This window comes from Brevibacterium pigmentatum, assembly GCF_011617465.1.
Lineage (GTDB): Bacteria > Actinomycetota > Actinomycetes > Actinomycetales > Brevibacteriaceae > Brevibacterium > Brevibacterium pigmentatum.
Map to the genome: position 1 here is coordinate 1,853,401 of NZ_CP050153.1, position 17,994 is coordinate 1,871,394.

Sequence of the window (17,994 nt, forward strand, 5' to 3'; positions counted from 1 at the left end):
CGTTGGTCGTCCAGATCGAATTGAGGCGCGGGAAATGGTTCTCAGGACGTTCAGTGTGTATTCATTCGCGGAGGCGATATCCGGTCCACATGGGAATGATTCAAATGGTGGGGCACTGGCTCAGGGCAGGCAGCATCGGCTCCGACCAGGCTCTACCTGTCCAAGCGAAGTGGGACTGAAACTCCCCAACAGCCTCAGATCGTCAGCTCAGTACGAAGTGCATGTCGTATCTGCCGGGGGAGGGAGGCACTGCAGATCCTTCCGGTGAATAGAACGAGGGGCTCAGCAGTTCAACTGCTGAGCCCCTCGAGCTTCACTGGTCAGACCGGTCAGCGTCCGATCTCTTTGTGGTTCGAACCCTCGACCTCATCGTGGTCGTGGTGCGAAGCTTCGAGCTCCTGCTTCGTCACCGGTGCCACACGATCCTCGAAGAAGAAGCGAGACAGACGTGCGCGGAGCTTCTCCATGCCCGTGATCTTGCCTTCGGCGTTCGGTTCCGCCGGAATGTAGGCAGGGGACTCGAACGCGGTGATCTTCCACAGCTTGTGCGGGGGAAGAGCCTCGTGGCGTTCGAGGAACTCACCATGGGGCAGACGGATGATGTGTGCCGTCTCGCGTCCGTGCAGAGCGATCTCGCGATCCTTGCGCTGAAGTGCAAGGCACATGCGCTTGGTGATGACATATCCGATGATCGGTCCGAAGAAGAACAGGAACCGGAAGATGTAGATCATGTCATTGAGCGACATCTGGAAGAACACGGCGATGATGTCACCCGATGCTGCCGCCCACATGTTGCAGTAGAAGATGATTCCTGCAACGCCGATGGCGGTACGAGTCGGGTTGTTGCGCGGACGATCGAGGATGTGGTGTTCCCGATGGTCCTTCTGCAGCCACGCCTCGAAGAACGGGTAGATGAACATGACTGCGAACACGCCGCCCATGACGATCACTGCGCTGTTGATGTTGAACGAGATCGGCCATCCGAAGATGTAGAACTCGAACCAGCCCGGGACGATGCGGAGGAATCCGTCGGCCCAGCCGATGTACCAGTCAGGCTGCGTACCTGCAGAGACCGGTGACGGGTCGTATGGACCGTAGTTCCAGATCGGGTTGATCGTGAACAGGGCCGAGATCAGCGAGAGCAGACCGAAGATGAGGAAGAAGAATCCTCCGCCCTTGGCCGCGAAGGTCGGCAGAACGGGTTCTCCGACGACGTTCTTCTCGGTGTTGCCGGCGCCCGGGTACTGAGTGTGCTTGTGCACGACGACGAACATCAGGTGGATGCCGATGAGCGCGATGAGCAGTGCCGGCACGATCATGATGTGCAGTGTGTACAGGCGGGCGACGATGTCGATGCCCGGGAACTCGCCTCCGAAGAGGAAGAACGAGATGTAGGTTCCCACCAGCGGCAGCGACTTCAGGATGCCGTCGATGATGCGCAGACCGTTGCCCGAGAGCAGGTCATCCGGCAGGGAGTAGCCGGTGAAGCCGGCTGCCATGCCCATGATGACCAGCAGAACGCCGACGACCCAGTTGAGTTCACGAGGACGGCGGAAAGCTCCGGTGAAGAACACGCGCAGCATGTGAACGCTCAGTGCGGCGACGAAGAGCAGTGCGCCCCAGTGGTGCATCTGTCGGATGAACAGTCCGCCGCGGATCTCCAGTGAGATCGCCAGAGTGGAGTCGTAGGCCTCGGAGATCTCGACTCCGCGCAGCGGCAGCCAGGGTCCGTCATAGTGCAGCTCGCCCATGGCGGGTTGGAAGAAGAACGTGAGGAACGTTCCGGACAGGACGACGATGATGAAGCTGTAGAGAGCAACCTCGCCGAGCATGAACGACCAGTGCGAAGGGAAGATCTTGCGACCGAACTCGCGGACGAGGACGGACGCCCCGACGCGGGTTTCGGCGAAGTTCGCCGCCTTCCCGATGGTGGTGGTTGGCTGTGTAGTACTCATGGGTGGTTGATCTCCCAGAACGTAGGTCCGACAGGCTCAGGGAAGTCCGACTGGGCAACCAGGTAGCCTTCGCTGTCCACGGTGATGGGCAGCTGAGGAAGCGGTCGTTTGGCCGGGCCGAAGATGACCTTGCAGTGCTCTGTCACGTCGAAGGTCGACTGGTGGCAGGGGCACAGCAGGTGGTGCGTCTGGTGCTCGTACAGCGCCACAGGGCAGCCGACGTGCGTGCAGATCTTGGAGTAGGCGACGATTCCGTCGTGTGACCAGTCCTTGCGGTCCGGATCCTCTTTGAGTTCCTTGGGATCGATGCGCATGAGCAGCACGGCCGCTTTGGCCTTCTCGTTGATCGGGTGGTCGCTGGCCTCGTGATCGCCGATGCCCGAAGGCAGCACGTGGTAGGCCGAGCCGATCGTGACCTCGTCGGCCTTGATCGGACGCTCGGAATCCACCGAGGGGATGCCGCCCGGATCGCGGATGAGGCGAGTGCCCTTCTCCCACAGCGTGTGGAACAGTTTGTCGCCCGGCAGCGGTCCGAGGTCGCGGAAGACGAGGACTGCAGGCAGCGGTGCGATCGCCAGTGCGGCGATGAGCGTGTTGCGCAGCAGGGGACGACGGGCGATTCCCGACTCTTCCTTGGCCTGGTGGAGGATCTCGAGCGCGATCGCCTGATCCTCGTCGCTGCCGCCGATGTCATGACGTTCGTCGATGCCCTCATGGTCGCTCATGAGGTTCTTGGCCCAGAGCACAGCGCCGAAGCCGATGGAGAACATCGCGACAGCGGCGCCGAGGCCGACGAACATGTTGTGGAGGCGGATGCTCTGCATCGATTCGCCCGGCGTGAACAGGAAGTACGCCACGATGAACCAGATGGTTCCGATCATCGAGAGGATGAACCAGGCGGCTACCTGCCGTTCGGCGACCTTCTCGGCGCGCGGGTCCGTGTCGGACAGTCGTGGTTTGTGCTCGGGCAGACCTGGGTTCGTGAACCCGTTCAACTCCTCGAGCTGGCTGCCGCCGCCGGAGTGCTCTTTCGAGGTCATTGAATTCCCCGTCTATTCTCGTAATTGATGGTGAACGACACTGTCGGACTCACTTGGCCCTGGATGACAGCCACACTGTCAGACCGATGACAGCGGCAAGTCCGAAGAACCAGATGAACAGGCCCTCTGCCACTGGTCCCAGCGATCCGAGCTTGAAGCCGCCGGGGGAGGGGTTGTCCGAGACTTCCTTGACGTAGGCGATGACATCGCGCTTGTCTTCGGGAGTCAGGTTCGCATCGTTGAAGATCGGCATGTTCTGCGGTCCGGTCTGCATCGCTTCGTAGAGGTGCTTCTCGGAGACCTCGGAAAGGTTCGGTGCGTACTTGCCGCGGGTCAGTGCACCGCCGGAGCCGACCACGTTGTGGCACATGGCGCAGTTGGTGCGGAACAGACCGCCGCCGGCAGCCGGGTCGCCCTTCGAAGCATCGAGGTACTCGTCTTCGGGAACTGCCGGTCCGGGGCCGAGCGAAGCAACGTAGGCAGCGAGCTGAGCAGTCTGCTCCTCATCGAACTGCGGTTCCTTGACACGTGCCTGCGGACCGTTGGCCTGCAGCGGCATGCGTCCGGTGCCGACCTGGAAGTCCACAGCAGCGGCGCCGACGCCGATGAGGCCGGGTCCGGCCTTCGTGCCTTCGGCGTTCATGCCGTGACAGGTGGCGCAGTTGGCCGCGAAGAGTTTCTTGCCTTCTTCGATATCAGAGGCGCTGGCTGTGTCCGCCTTGGCGCTCGAAGTCTGCGTGAAGAGTGCATAGGCTCCGCCGGTCAGCAGCAGTCCCACGAGAAGAAGCGCGACCAGCGCCATGGGATGTCTGCGGCGATCTGCTAGAAGCTTCACTTGATCGTCCTTTGCTTGAAGTGTTGTGAGTCCTGGGGGCCGAGCATCTCAGGCCGGCTACTGGAGCAGGTAGATGACGCCGAACAGACCGATCCAGACGACATCGACGAAGTGCCAGTAGTAGGACACGCAGATTGCGAATGTGGCTTCATGGTGCCCGAACTTCTTCGCTCCGTAGGCACGTCCGATGACGAGCAGGAAGCAGATGAGTCCGATGGTCACGTGGATGCCGTGGAAGCCCGTTGTCAGGTAGAAGACGGAACCGTAGCCGTCGGAGTTGATGGAGATGCCCTCGCTGACGAGAGTCGCATACTCCATGACCTGACCGGAGACGAAGATCGCGCCCAGGGCGAAGGTGAGGTAGAACCACTCGACCATTCCCCATTTGGCGATGTTGAACAGCGAGCCGGTCCGCCGGGGGCGGAACTTCTCTGCTGCGAACACTCCGAGCTGGCAGGTGAACGAAGACGACACCAGGATCAGCGTGTTGCCGAGAGCGTAGGGGATGTCGAGGATCTGGGTCCTCGCCTCCCACAGCTCCGGAACGACGGACCGGATGGTGAAGTACATGGCGAAGAGCGCGGCAAAGAACATCAGGTCGCTCGCGAGGAACACGATGAAGCCCACCGTGGTCACATTCGGACGATTGACAACCGGATGTGCTGGCGCTGTTTGAGATGCAGTGGCAGTTGACACACCCCCATTATTACCCGTCTCGGGGTGAGTTTTCATCTTTTACCCAGGTTTCGAGAAAGAAATTTCTACACGACGTAGCAAAAACCGCGATCTGGTGCCGAAATCTCGTTTCCCAACCAGCTTCCGCCCGCGTGTCGAAGTCGCGATAGTATGCCGCAGGTAAGGTCCGCCCCAGATATCAGGGCGGCGGCAACGCCTAGTGAGAGTTCAAACGGATGACCGATTCCACGCCCTTGACCACCTCGGCAGCTCAGGCTTCCGAGGCCAGCACCACGGTTCCGGCGGCGGCTGTGAACTGGCCCGACCTGCTCATGGCGCTGATGCACCAGCAGGACCTCGACGGCGATAAGGCGGCTTGGGCGATGGATCAGATCATGTCGGGCAAGACTCCGGATGTGACAATGGCCGCATTCCTCGCCGCTCACCATACGAAGGGTGAGACGGTCGAGGAGATCGCCGGCCTCGTTGCGGCGATGATGGACCACGCCGTCCCCCTGCCCGGCCTCGAAGACTCCGTCGACATCGTCGGCACCGGAGGCGACCGTGCGAAGACGGCGAATATCTCGTCGACCGCAGCCATGATCATCTCCGCGGCCGGACAGCGGGTCGTCAAACACGGCAACCGCGCGACATCGTCGGCGTCGGGTTCGGCCGATGTGCTCGAAGCTCTCGGTGTGCGCTTCGACATCACACCCGAACAGACCGGTCAGATCGCGCAGGAGGTCGGACTGGCCTTCTGCTTCGCCAACGTCTTCCACCCGTCGATGCAGTTCGTCGCCGCCGTACGGCGACAGATCAGCGTCCCCACCGCGTTCAACATCCTCGGCCCTCTGACGAACCCGGCTCGGGCACGGCATACGGCCATCGGCGTCGCCGACGCCCAGATGGCCCCTCTCGTCGTCGGCACCCTGGCCAAACGCGGCCACCAGGCCGTGGTGTTCCGGTCACGCGACGGTCTCGACGAGCTGAGCAACACCGCCGTCAACGATGTGTGGGAAGTCCGCCACGGCGAGATCGAGCACACGACCTTCGATGCACTCGATCTCGGCATCGAGCGGGCGACGAAGGAGGACCTGCGCGGCGGCGGCCCGGATGAGAACGCCGCCATCACCCGAGCGGTCCTCGACGGTGAGCGGTCGGCCGTGCGCGACATCGTGGCGATCAATGCCGCGGCCGCTCTCGTCGCCGCCGACGAATCGGCGGTGGGCTCGTTCACCGAGCGCTTGGCTCTCAAGCTCGAGACTGCGGTGGAGACGATCGACAACGGCGGAGGCGCGAACAAGCTTCAGCAGCTCATCGACGTCTCACACCGGGTGGCTGAGACGAACCGCGCCTGAGCTGTGTGCGTGGCTGGTCGCTCCCTGCCGGGGCAGCGACCAGCCACAATCGTCTGCGGGGGTCACGGAGATGAGTTCGGCGGTCTCCAACCAGCCGGACAGCAGGCGCGTCTCCTCGGGAAGTGAGTCTGTGTCCTTGGGCAGCGGGCCGGGGGCAGGGACCCATTCGGCCGTCGAACGCAGCGCCATCAGGGAATCTCCCATGGCGGTCCTGGCTGACACATGGCCGGCACCGGCGAGCTTCCCGTGGCGGATGATCGCCAGGTCCCAGCCGGCCTCGAACCCGGGTGCGACAGCAACCAGTTCGGGAACTCTCCGCAGCGCCGTGACCTGTTCCGCACGTGCCGCGATCGCCACCGCCGAGCGCATCGCATCACGGACCTCGGCGGCCGTTTCGAATCTGGCCTCCCCGGCCAGTCTCTGCATCCGCTCGGCAGCCAGACGCTGCAGCGACGACAGATCTCCGGCGAGCAGGTCGAAGAGCTCACCGATGGACTTCCGGTAGTCATCGGCATCCGTGATCCTCGCACACGGACCGCCGCACTGACCGACCTGGGCACTCACACAAGGACGATGCTCGCCGAGGCTGCGCTTCGTGATGGTGGCCGTGCACCTCTTGACCGGGTAAAGGGTATCGAGGAGTTCCTTGACGGCCTGTGCCGACTTCCGCGATCTGAACGGTCCCAACGGCGGGGCAGGGGAGCGTTCGAGAGCTGAGTTCGCACGGACCACCGACAGCCGAGGGAACAGCTCATCACTGAGCACGACCCAGGAATTGCGTTCCGGGTTCTTCGAACGCCGGTTGTACGGCGGAGCGAGCTCACCGATGAGACGGATCTCGCGGACTTCGGCTTCCAGCGCATGGGCGCAGGGAAGGCAGCTGACCTCCTGTGCCGCGGTGATCATCTCGGCCATGCGGCCGCGGTTCTCCGAGGCGTTGAAGTACCCGCGCACCCGCCTGGCCATATTTCCGGACTTGCCGATGTAGAGCACACGACGCGTGCCGTCGAGGAACATGTACACGCCGGGTTCCGCGGGAACGCCCTTGGCCAGATGGGATTTCGCCTGCCGCTTCGCCCAGCCCGACTGGCGGACGGTGGACAGCTCCTCCAGGGTCGTCACTCCATAGCCGCCGAAGCGTTCGAACAGATGGTGGAGGAGCTCTCCGGTGGCACGAGCGTCGGAGAGAGCACGGTGATCGGGTTCGACCTGGGTGCCGAAATGTGCGGCGAGGGTCGAGAGCTTGTGATTGCGCACTTCGTCGCGGCCGACGACGCGTCGGGCCAGAGTGACGGTGTCGAGCACAGTGGGCGCCGGCCAGTGATAGTCGAGGCGTTCACATGCCGAGCGGAGGAAGCCGATGTCGAAAGGCGCATTGTGGGCCACCAGCACGGCTCCGATGGAGAACTCCAGAAAGCTCGGCAGAACGGAGCTGATCGGTGGGGCGTCATCGACCATCGCGTGCGTGATGCCGGTGAGCCGGGTGACGAACGGGCTGATGACGGAATGTTCGGGTTTGACTAAGGTCTGGAATTCGCCGATGACCTCGCCGCCACGTGTCTTGACCGCACCGATCTCGGTGATCTCCGACTGCCCGGCCCGGGTGCCGGTCGTCTCGAGGTCGACTATGACGAAGGTCACGTCTGACAGGGGAGTGCCGAGACTGTCGAAGGACAGCTGGGAGTTGTGCAGTGCGCTGGGTGCGCGGTCGAACGGGGCGGTCATGAGGTTCAGTCTCTCAGGTCCCGCTGACATGAACTGCGGTCAGTACGGTCACACCGAGGATCCGTCGCCGTCGTCGGCCGATCGATGGCTCGGCAGATGGAAGAACAGTCCGACCGCTCCGCCGATGCCGACGGCCAGTCCGATGAGCAGGTACCACCCCGGCAGCGGCCGGAAGAAGATGGCGCCGATGAGCAGCAGCACGACTGCGCCGAGGGCTGCGGCCCAGGACAGCACCAGAGTGGGCGAAGCGGTGCGCCACCCGATCGGTTCGGCCGGTTCGGGCTCCCAATGCTCGGCATCCTCGAGGGCGTCGCGCACATCCTCGGCGGGCATATCGCCCCCGGTCGCCGAGGGTTCGGCGATCTGCCGGACGAGGTCGTCCCACTCGTCGTCGCTGATGCGCGATCGGTCGTGTCCGATCCGCTCTGGATCGGGGACGTCTCGCCACCAATCGTCCCGGCCCTCGTCGTCGGGAGTCGAAGCGCTGCCGTCGTCGTTCATGTCCGTTTCAGCAATTCCTCGGTCCGCGCTATTCCCGGGTCTCCGACGGGGAATGGACGGCCGCCTCGGGGCGGGCTGCCTGCAGGACCGCCTCGGCGATGGTGTTGGCATCGAAATCGAGGGTCGCCACATGCCGGGACTGACGCAGAGCGACGATTCTCGGCGGGTGCGGAAGGTTCGATCGCAGCGCCCGCAGCGTCCGCGGGCCCACGACATTGTCCTCTCCGGAGACCATGGCGGTGACGGGGCAGTCGACCTTCCACAGATCGTCGCGCACGAAGCTCAGCGCACGATGGAACGTGGCCAAGGGAGCCACCGGCGTCCGGTCGTAGGCGTACTCGTCGCGGTCCGGGTGGGCGATGTCCCCGCCGATGGACGGGATCGTGCGCACGACGTGCCGGAGCACCGGCAGCAGAGAAGCGAAGGGCGAGTCGACATAGAGGGCGGGGTTGACGACGATGCCCTCGGCGGCGATCGCGCGGGCGATCGGCACCCAGGAGACGGGAGAGCCGGTGAGTCCGTGGAGGAACAGCACCGCAGTCGACGAACCGGCACCGAGGCTGCGATAGGCGGCCGTCGGATCCGCCCTGAGTGTGAAATCGATCTCCATTGTTCCAGCATGGCACGGATGTGTCGTCGACGGACTTCGCTGTTCACGGTTCGTGTCGATATATGATTGCCGAGGACGACAAAGAGTCGTAGTCGGAAGGGTGCGCGTGTTCTACTGGTTTCTCAAGCGAGTCCTCGCCGGACCCATCCTGCGGATCCTCTTCCGTCCGTGGGTGCGCGGCCTGGACAATCTGCCGGCCGAAGGTCCAGCGATCATCGCCGGAAACCACAATCACTTCATGGACTCGATCTTCGTCCCGCTGCTCGCTCCGCGCCCCGTGGTGTACCTGGCGAAGAAGGACTATTTCACCGGCCGCGGCATCAAGGGCGCAGTGACGCGCTGGTTCTTCAAGCTCAACAACCAGCTGCCCATGGATCGCGGCGGCGGCTCGGGATCGCAGGCTTCGCTCGAATCGGGGCTCAAGGTCCTGCGCGAAGGCAACTCGCTGGGCATCTACCCCGAAGGCACTCGCTCGCCCGACGGCAAGCTCTATCGGGGACGCACCGGCATCGCGCGTCTCGTCCTCGAATCCGGTGCCCCCGTGGTTCCCGTGGCAATCATCGGCACGGACAAGCTGCAGCCTGCCGGTCGCATCGTCCCCAAACTCCGGCGTGTCGGAGTGGTCTTCGGCGCACCGATGGATTTCTCGAAGTATTCGGGCCTTCCGGTCGACCGCTTCATGCTGCGGTCCGTCACCGACGAGATCATGTACGAGATCATGCGCCTGTCCGGACAGGAGTACGTCGACACCTACGCGTCGACGGTCAAGACGAAGCTGCTGACGAGCGCGAAGCCGAAGAGGCCGGAATCCGAGAAGAACGCCGCGAAGGGCCGGGATACGGCGAAGGGCAAGGACGCTCCGAAGGGCAAAGGTGCGACGAAGGCGCAGCAGGATTCAACGGACCGGAACGAGCCTGAATCCGGCAGTGAGAACCCGTCGACCTCGGCCTGAACGACCCGCCGCTTTCCGCTCCGAGACGCCTGAAAGACATCCATGTGACATGTTCGAATACTGCGGTAACGGCGACACGCGGAAATTGTTACCTCGAGGTGTTTGTCCTGGCCGGGACGGCAGAATAACTTGGAGTTGTTGAATCCCACTGTAGGTTCGCTGGGAAGAGAGCTAGAATGACTATGTTCTCGGTCCTTCCAAGCGACCTTCGCTTCCCCCAGGGACTTTAAGGAGGAGTCGGTGTGAACCGCTCAAGTCATGAAAGCGTCGACGTGACGCCGATGCCGTCAGCAGCCCAAGGGCTGCTGTTCGATGATGATCTGCCCGTACTCGATGAAGAGGCCGGCTACCGCGGTCCCACCGTCTGCAAGGTCGTCGGCATCAGCTACCGTCGCCTCGACTACTGGGCACGCACCGATCTGGTGACCCCGTCGATCCGCAATGCGACCGGATCCGGCAGCCAGCGGCTCTACAGCTTCCGTGACATCCTCGTTCTCAAGATCGTCAAGCGACTTCTCGACACCGGCGTCGGACTGCAGTCGATCCGCACAGCGGTTGAGCACCTGCGCTCCCGCGGCGTCGAGGATCTCTCCCAGATCACCCTCATGTCCGATGGTGCCAGCGTCTTCGAGTGCACCTCACCCGATGAGGTCGTCGACCTCCTCCAGGGCGGGCAGGGCGTCTTCGGCATCGCCGTCGGTCGCGTCTGGAACGAAGTCGAAGGCACACTTTCGGAGTTCCCGAGCGAACGGATCCTCGAAGATGATGCGGCACTCGAGGCCATGGACGAACTCGCCGCCCGTCGCGCACGCAAGTCCGGCTGACAGCCGACAGAGAACTCACACCACCACCGAGGCGGTCCGCTCAGTCCGAGCGGACCGCCTCGGTTCGCATTAGGGACCTGATGATCTCGGACAGTAGGGGATGGATCTCGCACAGCTCAGGATCACGGTCGATCTTCATCCGAAAACAGATCTGCCGCCGCGAACCTGAGTTCGCGACGGCAGTCGAATCGCTGTTGGGGGAGCGGCGGTGAGAGTCTCACTTCTTCTCGGGCTGCTGAGCACCGTTCTTCGCCGGGGCGGCACCACGCCGGCCGCGGATGTTCTCCGAACGCAGTGCGCGTTCGAGGAGAGCGTCGAATGAACCGGCGACTTCCTCGGCGGGCTTGCCCGGCCAGGAATGGATCGGACGTGCCGAACCCTGAGCCTGCTGCATGACGGCACGTTCGGCCAAAGGCGGATTGAGCACGAGCGGACCGAACATCTCACGCATCTCCTGGATGCGATAGTCATGTTCGGTCGAACCGGCACGCACCCGGTTGACGACCAAGCCGAGCGGCTGCAGGTCGGAAGCGCCACGCTGCCGCAGCTCATCCGTTGCCCGCAGGGCACGGTCGGCAGCCGCGACGGAGAACAGACTGGGCTCGGTCACGACCGCGACTCGGTTGCTCGCTGACCACGCTGTACGGGTGAGGCCGTTGAGGCTGGGCGGACAGTCGATGAGGACGAGCCGGTAGCCCTTGGCGATCCGAGACAGCGCATCTTCGAGCCGGCGCAGATAACGCTCGGACAGCGAAGGCCGATCGAATTCTGCGGCACGCGGAGAACCGGAGATCACATCGAGGTGGCCGAGCCTGTCGCCGACCCACCCGGAGGGGATGATCGCCTCGGACAGGATCTTCTGGGACTTCGGAGCAGCGAGCACATCGGCGATGTCGACACGCGTCGAGGTCGGCACATCGAGGCCGGTCGACGAGTCCGCCTGCGGGTCCATGTCGACGACCAGGGTGGGAATCCCCCTGTTGTAGGCCGCCGAGGCCAGACCGAGCGTCACGGATGTCTTACCGACTCCGCCTTTGAGGCTGCTGATACTTAGGACAAGCACCCTCCTACGTTAACGTATCGGCGGCTGCCGAGCCGTGCCGACCACGCCGAGACTCACGTCTCAGTCGAAAGTCGACCCCCGGTCGCAGAGGTGTTCCAGGTCACTGAGTAGAGTATGTTTCCGACAGCTTGTCGAACAGTCGCCCAGTGCGGCCGATACAGAAGTGAGAGACACCTATGTTCTCTAAAGTTCTCGTGGCCAACCGCGGAGAGATCGCCGTTCGCGCGTTCCGTGCCGCCTATGAGCTCGGAGCCTCCACCGTCGCAGTCTTCCCTTATGAGGACCGCAATTCCGAACACCGCATGAAGGCCGACGAGGCCTACATGATCGGTGAGGAGGGTCACCCAGTCCGCGCCTACCTCAGCGTCGAAGAGATGCTGCGGGTGGCGAAGGAATCCGGCGCCGACGCCATCTACCCCGGATACGGCTTCCTCTCTGAGAACCCCGACCTGGCGCGCGCCTGTGCCGAAGCGGGAATCACCTTCATCGGGCCCAAGGCCGATGTGCTCGAACTGGCCGGAAACAAAGTCCAGGCACTGGCCGCCGCACGAAATGCCGGCATCCCGGTCCTCGACTCCACCCGTCCCTCGGCCGATATCGCGCAGCTGCTCGCCGATGCGGAATCGATGGAGTACCCCCTCTTCGTCAAGGCCGTTGCCGGCGGCGGCGGACGCGGAATGCGTCGCGTGGGGCAGGCCTCGGACCTCGAAGACGCTCTCAAGGCCGCGATGCGCGAAGCCGAAGGTGCCTTCGGCGATCCCACGGTCTTCATCGAGCAGGCCGTGCAACGCCCCCGTCACATCGAAGTCCAGGTTCTGGCCGACAACGACTCGAACGCCATCCACCTGTTCGAACGTGACTGCTCGGTGCAGCGCCGTCATCAGAAGGTCGTCGAGATCGCTCCGGCGCCGAACCTCGATCCCGAGATCGCTGCCGCCCTGCATGCCGACGCCCTGAAGTTCGCGAAGGCGCTGGGCTACCAGAACGCCGGCACCGTGGAGTTCCTGCTCGAAACCGACGGTCCGCGCGCCGGCAAGCACGTGTTCATCGAGATGAACCCGCGCGTCCAGGTCGAACACACCGTGACCGAGGAGATCACCGACGTCGATATCGTCGCCTCGCAGATGCGCATCGCCGCCGGCGCGAGCCTCGAGGAGATCGGCCTGCGCCAGGACGAGATGCGCATCAAGGGTGCCGCCCTGCAGTGCCGCATCACCACCGAGGATCCCGCGAACTCCTTCCGTCCGGACACAGGCACCATCACCGCCTACCGCTCGGCCGGTGGTGCAGGCGTGCGTCTCGACGGCGGAACGGTCCACGCCGGTGCTTCCGTCAGCCCTCACTTCGACTCGATGCTCGTGAAGCTGTCCTGCCGTGGCCGCGACTTCGCTCAGGCCGTCGGCCGTGCCAAGCGCGCCCTCGCGGAGTTCCGCATCCGCGGTGTGTCCTCGAACATCGGATTCCTGCAGGCCGTCCTCGACGATCCCTCATTCGTCGCCGGCGACCTGTCCACCTCCTTCATCGAAGAGCGCCCGCAGCTCTTCGACGCCCGTGTGAGCGCCGACCGCGGCTCGAAGCTTCTCGACTACCTCGCCGATGTCACCGTCAACCGTCCCCACGGCGAACCGGGTCTGCGCATCCGTCCCGGCGACAAGCTGCCGAACATCGATCTCTCCGCTGCTCCTGCTGCGGGCAGCCATGACCGCCTCGCCGAACTCGGCCCCGAGGGCTTCGCCCGCGCACTGCGTGAGCAGACTTCTCTGGCGGTCACCGACACGACGTTCCGCGACGCCCACCAGTCGCTGCTCGCCACCCGCGTGCGCACTCGCGACCTCCTCGCGGTGGCCGGCCACGTGTCGCGGATGACGCCCGAGCTGCTGAGCATCGAGGCGTGGGGCGGTGCCACCTATGATGTGGCGCTGCGTTTCCTCGGGGAGGATCCCTGGGAACGCCTCGAGGCTCTGCGCGAAGCGGTGCCCAACATCAACCTGCAGATGCTCCTGCGCGGACGCAATACCGTCGGCTACACCCCGTACCCGACGGAGGTCACCGACGCCTTCGTCGATGAGGCGGCTCGCACGGGCATCGACATCTTCCGCATCTTCGACGCACTCAACGACGTCGAGCAGATGCGCCCGGCGATCGAGGCCGTGCGCGGAACGAATACGGCACTGGCCGAGGTGGCCCTGTGCTACACCTCGGACATCCTCGATCCGAAGGAAGAGCTCTACACGCTCGACTACTACCTGCGCCTGGCCGAGCAGATCGTCGATGCGGGCGCTCATGTGCTCGCTATCAAGGACATGGCCGGACTGCTGCGTCCCGCCGCTGCGGTCAAGCTCGTGACCGCTCTGCGGGAGAACTTCGACCTGCCCGTCCACGTCCACACCCACGACACTGCGGGCGGACAGCTGGCCACCCTCTATGCCGCGGCCGCCGCCGGTGCCGATGCCGTCGATGCCGCCTCAGCGGCCATGGCCGGAACCACGAGCCAGCCGAGTCTCTCCGCGCTCGTCGCCGCATTCGAGAACACCGAGCGTGACACCGGCATCAGCCTCGACGCCGTCAGCGACCTCGAACCCTACTGGGAGTCGGTGCGCAAGCTCTACGCACCCTTCGAGTCGGGACTCGCGGGACCGACGGGTCGCGTCTACCGCCATGAGATCCCGGGCGGCCAGCTGTCGAACCTGCGTCAGCAGGCCGTCGCACTGGGTCTGGGGGAGCGGTTCGAAGACATCGAGCACATGTATGCGGCTGCCGACTCGATCCTCGGCCACCTCGTCAAGGTCACCCCGTCCTCGAAGGTCGTCGGCGATCTGGCCCTCCACCTCGTCGGTGCCGGAGTCTCACCGGAGGAGTTTGCGGAGAACCCGGACAAGTTCGACATCCCGGACTCGGTCATCGGGTTCCTCAACGGCGACCTCGGTGATCCTCCGGGCGGATGGCCGGAGCCGTTCCGCACGAAGGCTCTCGCCGGTCGTTCCGCCAAGCCGCTCGTCGAACACCTCGAGCCCGCGGATGCGCAGGCTCTGGAGACTCCCGGCCGGGACCGGAAGGACAAGCTCAACGAGCTGCTGTTCCCCGGACCGACGAAGGAGTTCCAGACGATGCGCGCGAACTACGGTGACCTCTCCGTCGTCGAGACCTCCGAGTACCTCTACGGACTCACCGGCGGCGAAGAGCACGCAGTCGAGCTGGCGAAGGGCAAGAACCTGCTCATCGGCGTTCAGGCCATCGGCGGAACCGACGAGCGCGGAATGCGGTCGGTCATGTTCACCCTCAACGGACAGCTGCGTCCGCTGCAGGTGCGTGACCGGTCGGTCGAGAGCGAGGTCAAGACCGCGGAGAAGGCCGATCCGAACAACAGCGGACATGTCGGCAGCCCGTTCGCCGGTGTCGTGACCATGCAGGTCCACGAGGGCGACAAGGTCGCCGTCGGCGATACCGTTGCCACGATCGAAGCCATGAAGATGGAAGCGACGATCACCACGCAGACGGCGGGAACCGTCTCGCGTGTGGCCATCGCCGACGTCCAGCAGCTCGAAGGCGGAGACCTCGTCGTGGTGATCGATGCCTGAACGCGAGATCCGGCTGTGGGGCGACCCCGTGCTGCGCAGCAAGTGTGAGCCGGTGACGGTCTTCGACGATCACGTCGAAGCACTGGCCGCCGACCTCGTCGACACCGCACGGCCCGAGGGCCGTGCGGCGGTCGCCGCCCCGCAGATCGGAGTCGGTCTGAGGGCTTTCGGCTACGACCTCGACGGTCGCACCGGCTATGTCATCAATCCGGAGATCGTCGAGGTCGGAGGGCAGCTGCGCGATATCGAAGAAGGCTGCCTGTCCGTCCCGGGACTGTTCTTCCCCACCCCGCGCTACGAGTTCGCTCGGGTGCGCGGGGTGGACGCGAAGAATCAGCCGATCGAGATCGAAGGCTCGGAAGTCTTCGCCCAGATGCTCCAACACGAAGTCGGCCACCTCGACGGGCAGGTCTACATCCAGACCCTGCCCGCCGAGCGCCGGCGGGAAGCCATGAAGGCGATCCGCTCGGCTGACTGGTTCCTCGCCCGGATGTCCTAGCCGATCAAATCGCACACCATCGACCAATCTGACTTGAGAAGGAGAAGTTTATGAGCATCCAGCGCACCGCCGTCATCGGCAGCGGACTCATGGGAGCCGGAATCGCCGAGGTGCTGGCGAAGTCCGGCCTCGACGTCATCGTCCGCGAGATCAACGAGGAGGCGTCGGCTGCCGGTCGCGCCCGCATCGAGAACTCCCTCGCCCGCGCCGTGGACAAGGGCAAGCTCGATGCCGCTGCCCGCGACGAGGCCCTCGCCCGGCTGCGGTTCACCACCGATATCAGCGATCTCGCCGACCGTCAGCTCGTCATCGAAGCAGCGAGTGAGAACGAAGACATCAAGAAGTCGATCTTCGCCGAACTCGACAAGGTCGTCACCGACCCGGATGCGATCCTCGCATCGAACACCTCGTCGATGCCGATCATCCGCTTCGCCCAGTCGACCTCGCGTCCAGAACGTGTGCTCGGTGTCCACTTCTTCAACCCGGCACCCGTGCAGCCGCTGGTTGAGGTCGTCTCCTCGGTGCTCACCGCCGAGGATGTCCGCGACACCGTGACCACCTTCGTCGCCGATGTGCTCGGCAAGAACCCGATCCAGGCCGATGACCGGCCCGGGTTCATCGTCAACGCCCTGCTCATCCCGTACCTGCTCAGCGCCGTCAGGATGCTCGAGGCCGGGTTCGCCACGAAGGAGGACATCGACGCGGGTATGGTCGGCGGCTGCGCCCACCCGATGGGTCCGATCAAGCTCGCCGACCTCGTCGGTCTCGACACCTGCCTCTATGCCGCAGAGAGCATGTATGAGGAGACCGGTGATCCGGCCGCGAAGCCGCCGATCCTGCTCTCCCGCATGGTCGACGCCGGTCTGCTCGGTGTGAAGTCCGGTCGCGGCTTCTACGAATACTGAGCCGAATCGGCAGTGATTTCGGCAGAGTCGACGTCTCGGCCGAAATACCCGGCACAAACATGTCCGCCCCCGAAACGAAATGATTCGGGGGCGGACATGTCTCTGTCTGCAGGTTATGGGAAGTTCAGCCGGCCAACAGCTTCTCGTAGCTGGCCAGCCGCACACACGCGACGAGCCCCTGGGCCGCGAGTTCGACCTCGTCGAGGGTCGGCATCGTCGGGGCGATGCGGATGACGTTGTTGTGCGGGTCGAGTCCGTACGGGTGAGTGGCTCCGGCCGGTGTCAGCTTCACTCCGGCCTCTCTGGCGAGTTTGACGACTCGATCGGCGATGCCCTCCATCGTCGTCAGAGTGATGAAATAGCCGCCGTCGGGTGAGGTCCACTGTGCGAGTTCGTCCGCTCCGAGTCCATCCTCCAGCGCCCTGAGCACGGCGTCGAATTTCGGTGCGATGATCTCGGCGTGCTTGCGCATATGTGCTTCGACCCCGGCGGTGTCGGAGAAGAACCGGACATGGCGCAGCTGGTTGATCTTGTCGGGGCCGATCGCAACATTCCCGAGGTTCGCACGCATCCAATCGACCGTGGCCGGGCCGCCGGCGAAGAACGAGACTCCGGCTCCTGCATGGGTGATCTTCGATGTCGAGGCGAAGATCCAGGCTCGTTCGGGATGGCCCTCCTCGGCGCACAGGGTGAGGATGTCGAGATTGTCCGGGTGGTTCTCACGCAGATGGTGCACCCCGTAGGCGTTGTCCCACAGCAGCGCGAAGTCGGGTGCCGCGGTGGGCATGGCCGCGAGTTCCCGCGCTCGGGCCCCGGTGATGGTGATTCCGGTCGGATTGGAATACATCGGCACCAGCCACATGCCCTTGACAGCCGGGTCTTCGGCCAGACGCTGCGCCTCGGCGACGATCGGACCTTCCTCGTCCATCGGGATGGTCAGCAGCTCGAACCCGAGGGATTCGGCCAGGGTGAAATGCCGATCGTACCCGGGCACAGGGCACAGCAGTTTATGCGGACCCTGACCCCACGGACGATCGTCGACGGCCGTTCCGTGCATGAGTGCGAAGGTCAGCGCCTGGGACATGAACGTCAGCGAGGCATTGCCTCCGGCCAGCAGCTGCTCGGCCGGCACCTTGAGCAACGGGGCGAAGATCTCCCGCAGTTCGATGAGCCCATCGAGACCGCCGTAGTTGCGAGTGTCGACTCCACCGGGAGTGAGGTAGTCATCGCCGCTGACGGCGGTGAGCAGATCGGCGGCGAGGTCGAGCTGCTCCGGGGCGGGCTTGCCCCGAGTGATGTCGAGAGCGAGGCCGCGCGAGGCGAATTCCTCATAGGCGGCGGAGGCCTCATCCAGTTTGGACTGGAGATCGGACGGTGCGGACATACTGACTCCTCAGGGCTGGGAACGGGCCGTTGACTCCATCCTATCGACTCGCTGATCGGCGACGACGCTAGAGTGGTCTGCAGCGGTCGC

General features: G+C 64.2%; 15 protein-coding genes. 6 read left to right on the forward strand and 9 right to left on the reverse strand.

Annotation, left to right across the window (positions count from 1 at the left end):
- Positions 1–329: 329 nt before the first annotated feature.
- The 4 genes from qcrB to ctaE are packed head-to-tail and all read right to left on the reverse strand — an operon-like array spanning position 330 to position 4,562.
- On the reverse strand, positions 330–1,955 hold the full coding sequence (gene qcrB, locus GUY30_RS08435) for a cytochrome bc1 complex cytochrome b subunit (protein ID WP_167196136.1): 1,626 nt from the start codon (positions 1,953–1,955) through the stop codon (positions 330–332).
- Positions 1,952–2,995: a cytochrome bc1 complex Rieske iron-sulfur subunit gene (qcrA, locus tag GUY30_RS08440; RefSeq protein ID WP_167196140.1), complete on the reverse strand. Its 1,044-nt coding sequence runs from the start codon at positions 2,993–2,995 to the stop codon at positions 1,952–1,954. The genes qcrB and qcrA overlap by 4 nt, the downstream gene beginning before the upstream one ends.
- 49 nt (positions 2,996–3,044) lie before the next feature.
- A complete protein-coding gene (gene qcrC / locus GUY30_RS08445) occupies positions 3,045–3,830 on the reverse strand; it encodes a cytochrome bc1 complex diheme cytochrome c subunit (protein WP_167196143.1) in 786 nt (261 codons plus the stop codon).
- A 57-nt stretch (positions 3,831–3,887) separates the two neighbouring features.
- On the reverse strand, positions 3,888–4,562 hold the full coding sequence (ctaE, locus tag GUY30_RS08450) for an aa3-type cytochrome oxidase subunit III (RefSeq protein ID WP_208091502.1): 675 nt from the start codon (positions 4,560–4,562) through the stop codon (positions 3,888–3,890).
- 179 nt (positions 4,563–4,741) lie between these two features.
- Here ctaE and trpD point away from each other — a divergent pair, with 179 nt between their 5' ends.
- Positions 4,742–5,863: an anthranilate phosphoribosyltransferase gene (gene trpD / locus GUY30_RS08455; RefSeq protein ID WP_167196145.1), complete on the forward strand. Its 1,122-nt coding sequence runs from the start codon at positions 4,742–4,744 to the stop codon at positions 5,861–5,863.
- On the opposite strand, the gene GUY30_RS08460 is transcribed toward trpD, so the two are convergent.
- From GUY30_RS08460 to GUY30_RS08470, 3 genes are read right to left on the reverse strand one after another with little or no spacing between them, the layout of a single operon-like run.
- The gene (locus tag GUY30_RS08460) at positions 5,831–7,588 is read right to left on the reverse strand and encodes a DEDD exonuclease domain-containing protein (RefSeq protein WP_167196148.1); all 1,758 of its coding nucleotides are present in this window, start codon (positions 7,586–7,588) and stop codon (positions 5,831–5,833) included. The two genes, trpD and GUY30_RS08460, sit on opposite strands and share 33 nt — an antisense overlap.
- A gap of 48 nt (positions 7,589–7,636) precedes the next feature.
- Positions 7,637–8,089 (reverse strand): YiaA/YiaB family inner membrane protein, encoded by a 453-nt coding sequence (locus GUY30_RS08465; protein ID WP_167196151.1) that lies wholly within the window; start codon positions 8,087–8,089, stop codon positions 7,637–7,639.
- A 28-nt stretch (positions 8,090–8,117) separates the two neighbouring features.
- Positions 8,118–8,699 (reverse strand): alpha/beta hydrolase, encoded by a 582-nt coding sequence (locus GUY30_RS08470; RefSeq protein ID WP_167196154.1) that lies wholly within the window; start codon positions 8,697–8,699, stop codon positions 8,118–8,120.
- A 106-nt stretch (positions 8,700–8,805) separates the two neighbouring features.
- On the opposite strand from GUY30_RS08470, the gene GUY30_RS08475 reads away from it, so the two are divergent.
- Together GUY30_RS08475 and GUY30_RS08480 are read left to right on the forward strand one after the other, a co-directional pair.
- Entirely contained in the window at positions 8,806–9,651 is an 846-nt protein-coding gene (locus GUY30_RS08475) for a lysophospholipid acyltransferase family protein (protein ID WP_228281822.1), read from the forward strand.
- Positions 9,652–9,893: 242 nt separating this feature from the next.
- On the forward strand, positions 9,894–10,475 hold the full coding sequence (locus GUY30_RS08480) for a MerR family transcriptional regulator (RefSeq protein ID WP_167196157.1): 582 nt from the start codon (positions 9,894–9,896) through the stop codon (positions 10,473–10,475).
- A gap of 217 nt (positions 10,476–10,692) precedes the next feature.
- Here the strand turns inward: GUY30_RS08480 and GUY30_RS08485 are convergent, their stop codons facing one another.
- Complete coding sequence (locus tag GUY30_RS08485) at positions 10,693–11,538, reverse strand: ParA family protein (RefSeq protein WP_167196161.1); 846 nt, start codon at positions 11,536–11,538, stop codon at positions 10,693–10,695.
- Positions 11,539–11,714: 176 nt separating this feature from the next.
- On the opposite strand from GUY30_RS08485, the gene GUY30_RS08490 reads away from it, so the two are divergent.
- Genes GUY30_RS08490 through GUY30_RS08500 form a run of 3 tightly spaced genes read left to right on the forward strand, consistent with a single transcriptional unit; the run spans position 11,715 to position 16,520 of the window.
- Complete coding sequence (locus tag GUY30_RS08490) at positions 11,715–15,116, forward strand: pyruvate carboxylase (RefSeq protein ID WP_167196164.1); 3,402 nt, start codon at positions 11,715–11,717, stop codon at positions 15,114–15,116.
- A complete protein-coding gene (locus tag GUY30_RS08495) occupies positions 15,109–15,615 on the forward strand; it encodes a peptide deformylase (RefSeq protein WP_167196167.1) in 507 nt (168 codons plus the stop codon). Before GUY30_RS08490 ends, GUY30_RS08495 begins: the two co-directional genes overlap by 8 nt.
- 50 nt (positions 15,616–15,665) lie before the next feature.
- Positions 15,666–16,520: a 3-hydroxybutyryl-CoA dehydrogenase gene (locus GUY30_RS08500; RefSeq protein ID WP_167196170.1), complete on the forward strand. Its 855-nt coding sequence runs from the start codon at positions 15,666–15,668 to the stop codon at positions 16,518–16,520.
- A 124-nt stretch (positions 16,521–16,644) separates the two neighbouring features.
- Here GUY30_RS08500 and GUY30_RS08505 read toward each other — a convergent pair whose 3' ends face one another.
- Positions 16,645–17,904 (reverse strand): aspartate aminotransferase type Ic, encoded by a 1,260-nt coding sequence (locus GUY30_RS08505; protein WP_167196173.1) that lies wholly within the window; start codon positions 17,902–17,904, stop codon positions 16,645–16,647.
- Positions 17,905–17,994 lie beyond the last annotated feature (90 nt).